Annotated in this window: 3 protein-coding genes; 1 reads left to right on the top strand and 2 read right to left on the bottom strand. The window is 76.4% G+C overall.

Annotated features, from left to right (window positions below):
• The first annotated feature begins 88 nt into the window (after positions 1-88).
• Positions 89-2,419 carry an MMPL family transporter gene (locus tag ABZY91_RS41300; protein ID WP_355409314.1) on the top strand — a complete coding sequence of 777 codons (2,331 nt, stop codon included), beginning with the start codon at positions 89-91 and terminating at the stop codon, positions 2,417-2,419.
• Between the two features lie 63 nt (positions 2,420-2,482).
• Here ABZY91_RS41300 and ABZY91_RS41295 read toward each other — a convergent pair whose 3' ends face one another.
• A complete protein-coding gene (locus ABZY91_RS41295; protein WP_355409312.1) occupies positions 2,483-3,088 on the bottom strand; it encodes a hypothetical protein in 606 nt (201 codons plus the stop codon).
• A gap of 252 nt (positions 3,089-3,340) precedes the next feature.
• Positions 3,341-5,101: tetratricopeptide repeat protein (locus ABZY91_RS41290; RefSeq protein WP_355409311.1), on the bottom strand; the 1,761-nt coding region annotated here is incomplete at its 5' end.

Genomic DNA, 5,101 nt, shown 5'->3' with positions numbered 1-5,101 from the left:
CCGACCGGGACCACGGTCCCGGTCGGGGAGGGGGCGGGAGACCGCGGTCCCGGTGGCGTTCTCGTCCTGGGCTCGGAGGAAACGGCGGATGCGGGCTGATGAGCTTGAGATCTGCCGGGAGACCCCGGCAGTCGCACCACAGCCGGAGGACATCGTGATCCGCGCCCTGACCGGATTCTCCACCAGGAATCCGTGGAAGGTCATCGCCGTCTGGGCGGTCCTGGGAATGCTCCTGACCGTTCTCAGCCAGGCCCTGATCTTCCGGGTGACCCAGACCCAGACGGCCGACTTCCTGCCCAGGAGCTACGACTCGGCCGCCGCCACGACGATCGCCCAGGAACACTTCGGGGCCAAGGCCGACGCCAACCCGGTCACCGTCCTGGTCGCGCGGGCCGACGGCGCGGCGCTCACCGACGCGGACCGGCAGCGCGTCGCCGGGGTGGCCGAGAAGCTCGGCCGGTCGAAGGTCACGATGCCCGTGACCGACGACGCCCCGGCCCTGCTGCGGAAGGACTACTCGCAGGTCCCCCAGATCGCCCCGGCCATGGTCGCGCCGGACCGGACCTTCGAGCTGCTCACCGCCAGCCTCACCGGGAACTCGGTGGACCCGGGACTGCACGGCACCTACCGGGCGTTCCGGGACGGCGCCCGGGCCCAGTTCGCCGACGCCGGCCTGCGGACCGGCTTCACCGGCGCCCTGGCCGAGCAGATCGACGCCGCCGACGACAGCGAGACGCTCGGCAAGATCGCCTCGATCGGCTCGGTCGTGCTGATCATGCTGCTCAACGTGCTGGTGTTCCGCAGCGTCATGGCGGCCCTCGTGCCGCTGGTCTCGGTGGCCCTGATCGGCGGGGTGGCGAGCGGCGCGGTCGTCGGCACCGCGCTGCTGGCCGACATCAAGCTCGACCCCTCCGTGCCGAGCCTGATCGCGGTGGTGCTGCTCGGGATCGGGATCGACTACTTCCTCTTCCTGATGTTCCGCTTCCGCGAGGAGTTGCGAGCCCGCCCGGACCGCCACCACCGCGCCGTCGCGGCCGAGGTCGGCGCCCGGGTCGGCACCGCGATCACGTCGGCCGCGCTGACCATCGTCGCCGCCTTCGCCACCCTCGGGATCGCGAGCTTCGGACAGTTCCGGGTGCTCGGCCCGGCCGTCGCCGTCTCGGTCCTGGTCATGCTGCTGGCCGGCCTCACCCTGATGCCGGCCGTGCTGGCGGCCACCGGACGGGCCCTGTTCTGGCCCTCGCGCTCCCTGCGCCGTGAACCCGCCGCGGGCGCGTCCGCCCGGTTCGGGGACCTCGTGGCCCGCCGCCCGCTGACCATGGTCGTCGGCTCGGTCGCCCTCATGGGTGCGCTGGCCGCCGGTCTGATCGGGATCCGGATGGACTACGGCTTCGGCGGCGGCCCGCGGACCGCCGCCCAGACCACCGCCGCCGAGATCTCCCGCGCCCTGCCCGCCGGGGTGTCCGACCCGACCACCGTCCTCGTCGAGGCGCGGGACGGCGGCCCGCTCACCGTCGGCGCGGTCGACGGCCTGGCCAAGGCGCTCGCCCGGGTCGAGGGCGTCGGCCAGGCGGGCACGCCGGTACTGAGCGAGAGCCGCCGGGCCGTCCGGATCGACCTCTTCCTGACCGCCGACCCGCAGTCCGGCGCGGCGCGCGACCTCGTCTCCGGACCGGTCCGCGCGGCGGTCGCGGCGAACACCCCGAACGGGCTGGCGGCGCACGTCGGCGGCACCCCGGCGGTCTTCGCCGACGTCTCGACCGCCGTCGACCACGACCTCCGGCTGGTCTTCCCGGTCGCCGCCGGTCTGATCGGGCTGATCCTGCTCGTCCTGCTGCGCAGCCTGCTCGCGCCGGTCGTCCTGCTGCTCTCCGTCGGCCTCGGCTTCGCGGCCACCCTCGGTGCGTCCGCGCTGGTGTTCCAGCACGCGCTGGACAAGCCGGGCGTCAACTTCACCCTCCCGCTGGTGCTCTTCCTCTTCGTCGTCGCGCTGGGCACCGACTACAACATCCTGATCAGCGACCGGATCCGGGAGGAGATGGAGCGCCCCGGGCCCGCCCGGGCCGCGGTCGCCAGGGCCGTCCGGCACACCACGCCGGCCATCGCGACGGCGGGCCTGGTACTGGCCGGGTCGTTCGCCGGCCTGGCGGTCACCCCGCAGCCGTCCACCCAGCAGGTCGGCTTCGCGACGGCGCTCGGCATCCTGCTCTCCGCGTTCCTGCTCTCCGTCGTCCTGGTGCCCGCGCTGGCGGTCCTGCTCGGCCGCGGACTCTGGTGGCCGGTGCGCCCCGGCGGCCGACGGGGCCGTCCGCGCCCCGACGCGGAGCGCTCGTGGGAGGCGACGGAGCAGGGCCCGGGCGACGACCGGGCCTGGGCACCGGCCGCGGAGCCGTCCTGGACGGCACCGGCCGAGCGCTGACCCGGCCGCCGGGACCGCCCCGGCTCCGGATAACGCCCCGGCCACGGAGTCCCGCCCCGGCCGTCAGCGCCGCTCGACGAGCCCGAGCAACCAGAAGTTGGCGTACTCGCCGGCACTGGTGACGGCCGGGTCGGCGGGCCGCCCGTTGCGGCCGAGGCGGACGGTGACCCGGTCGAGCGAGACGGACGCGCCGCAGGTGAATCCCTGCGGCGCGTACGTCTCGTCGGGCCCGCAGAGCACGGACACCACCCGGCGGGCGGGTGGGAAGCGCAGCACGATCTGCTCGTGGTCGGCGGAGACGACCTGGAGGCCGAGCGCCAGGTGCGCCCCGCCGACCAGGTACCAGCCGCTGCCGGGCCGGTCCTGCCGCAGGACCCCGGCGAGCACCCGCAGGCGTCCGCCACCGGTCCCGGCCGGGCCGCCGGGCCGGCCGAAGCCGCCGAGGGCGTCGGCCCCCGCGGATCCGGCGGTTCCGGCGAGGTCGCCGAGGCCGCCCAGGTCGTCGAAGTCGTCGAACCCGCCGCGCCCGCCGAAGTCCCCGGACCACGACGGCGCCCGCTGCCCGGCCGCCGCACCCGCCCCGTCGTCGACCGGCGGCCCGGCCGGTCCGACCGCCGCGATCGCCAGCACCGCCGCCGACACCACGGCCGCCATCGCGGTGCGCCGCATCGTCCCCTCCTCGCCCTCGGCCGGTCGCCCGGGCCCGCCGGAGCCCCTCGACCGCCGGCACGCCCGCAGCCCCTGGGGGCGACGGCCCACCGTGCCGGGCCCCGGCCGGACTCTCCGCCATCCGAGCACGCCCGGCCCCCCGCACCGCCCCCGCCCTGCCGTGCCGGCGTCCCGACCACCCGCCCGGGCGACAACCGGCCCCGAGCCGGCCGGGCCGTGTGGTAGGTGCGGCGGACGGCGCGGCCCGGACGGTCAGCCCGTGCGCCGCAGGCCGGTCGACGTGCCGTGGTCGGCCCGCTCGCCGCGGCCCGCCCGTTCCCCCAGATCGGCCAGTGCCGCCAGCACCTCGGCGCGCAGCCGCGGGTTCCCGGTGCTGCCGTCGATCACGGCCAGCGCCTGGTGGAGACGCTCGGCGGCCTGCTCGGGCCGGTCCAGACGGCGGTGGTGGTCGCCCAGGTGGAACAGGGTGATGCTCTCCAGGACGGGGTTCCCGGTCGAGCGGTGGCGGTCGAGCGCCCGGTGCAGGTACTCGTCCGCCTCCCCGGTGCGGCCGGCCCGCATCGCGCTCACGCCGACGTTGGTCTCGCAGGCCCCGATCGCCCAGTCGTCCCGGCGGTCCGCCGGCTGCGCCCGCAGCAGGGCGAGCGCTCCCTGGAGGTACACGCGGGCCTGCCCGTAGGCGCCGGTGTGGAGGCTGTGGTCGCCGAGGTTGCCGATGACGAGGGCTTCACCGACCCGGTCGCCGACGGAGGCGAGGAGGGCGCGGGCCCGGCGGAGCTCGGTGAGGGAGTCGTCGTGGCGGCCGAGCGCGGTGAGAGCGGTGGCGAGGTCGTTCCTGGTGCGGCCCTCGCCGTGGGGGTCACCGGCGCGGTGGGCGGCGGCGACGGCGAGGCGGGCCGCTTCCTCCCAGTCGTCGAGGCGGGGGCTGAGGAAGTAGTAGCCCCACAGGGCGGCCGGTAGCCGCCAGGCCACGTCGTCGAGGCCGTGCCGGGCGGCGGTGCGGACGGTGTCGAGCAGGTGGGTGTGTTCGCTCTCGCACCACTGCCGGGCCTGGGTGGCGGTGGTGAAGGCCGGGGACTCGTACCAGGCGCCGGGGGTGGTGAGGGGGAGCCGGCGGCGGTGGGGGGTGAGGAGGCGGGCGGCGGCGTCGGCGTGGTGGAGGTACCACGTACAGAGGCGTTCGCGGGCGGCGGTGCGGGCGGCGGGGCCGGTTTCGGCGGTGGCGCGTTCGGTGGCGTAGAGGCGGAGCAGGTCGTGCATGCGGTAGTGGTCGGGGTTCTCGTGGGCGAGGAGGTGGGCGGTGGCGAGCTGGTCGAGGAGCGGGCGGACGGCGTGGACGGGGTGTCCGTGCAGCGCGGCGGCCGCGGCGGTGCTGAAGGTGGGGGTGGGGGCGAGGGCGAGGTGCCGGAAGAGGGTGCGGGCGGGGGTGGGCAGGGCGTGGTACGAGAGGCCGAGCGCGGTGCGGACGGCGGAGGTGGTGTCGCCGTCGATCTGGAGCGCGGTGAGGCGGTTCTCGGTGTCGCGCAGTTCCGTGACGTGGTCGGTGAGGGTGCGGTGGGGGCGTTCGGCGAGGCGGGCGGCGGTGATCGCGAGGGCGAGGGGGAGGTGGCCGCAGGCGGTGGCGAGTTCGGTCGCGGCCTCGGGTTCGGTGCGGGTGCGGTCGTCGCCGATGACGCGGTGCAGGAGGGCGAGGGCGTCGGGGGCGGGCATCAGGCCGAGGGCGAGGGGGCGGGCGCCGTCGCGGGCGGTGAGGCCGGCGAGGCGGGTGCGGCTGGTGACCAGGGTCAGGCACTGGGGGGCGCCGGGGAGCAGGGGGCGGACCTGTTCGGCGCTGTGGGCGTTGTCGAGGACGACGAGGATCCGCTGGTCGGCGAGGAGGGTGCGGTAGAGGGCGGCGGCCTCCTCGGGGGCGGTGGGGACGTGCTCGCCGGAGGTGCCGAGGGCGCGCAGGAAGCGGGCCAGGACGGCGTGGGGTGAGAGCGGCGGGCCCGGGGAGAAGCCGTGCAGGTCGGC

This window comes from Kitasatospora sp. NPDC002965 (assembly GCF_040611255.1).
Classification (GTDB): Bacteria; Actinomycetota; Actinomycetes; order Streptomycetales; family Streptomycetaceae; genus Kitasatospora.
This window is presented reverse-complemented; position numbering and strand designations above follow the sequence as displayed.

Bases quoted from the DNA above. Each gene is read 5' to 3' on its own strand.
- ABZY91_RS41300 (WP_355409314.1), top strand. From the start codon at position 89: ATGCGGGCTGATGAGCTTGAGATCTGCCGGGAGACCCCGGCAGTCGCA.
- ABZY91_RS41295 (WP_355409312.1), bottom strand. From the start codon at position 3,088: ATGCGGCGCACCGCGATGGCGGCCGTGGTGTCGGCGGCGGTGCTGGCG.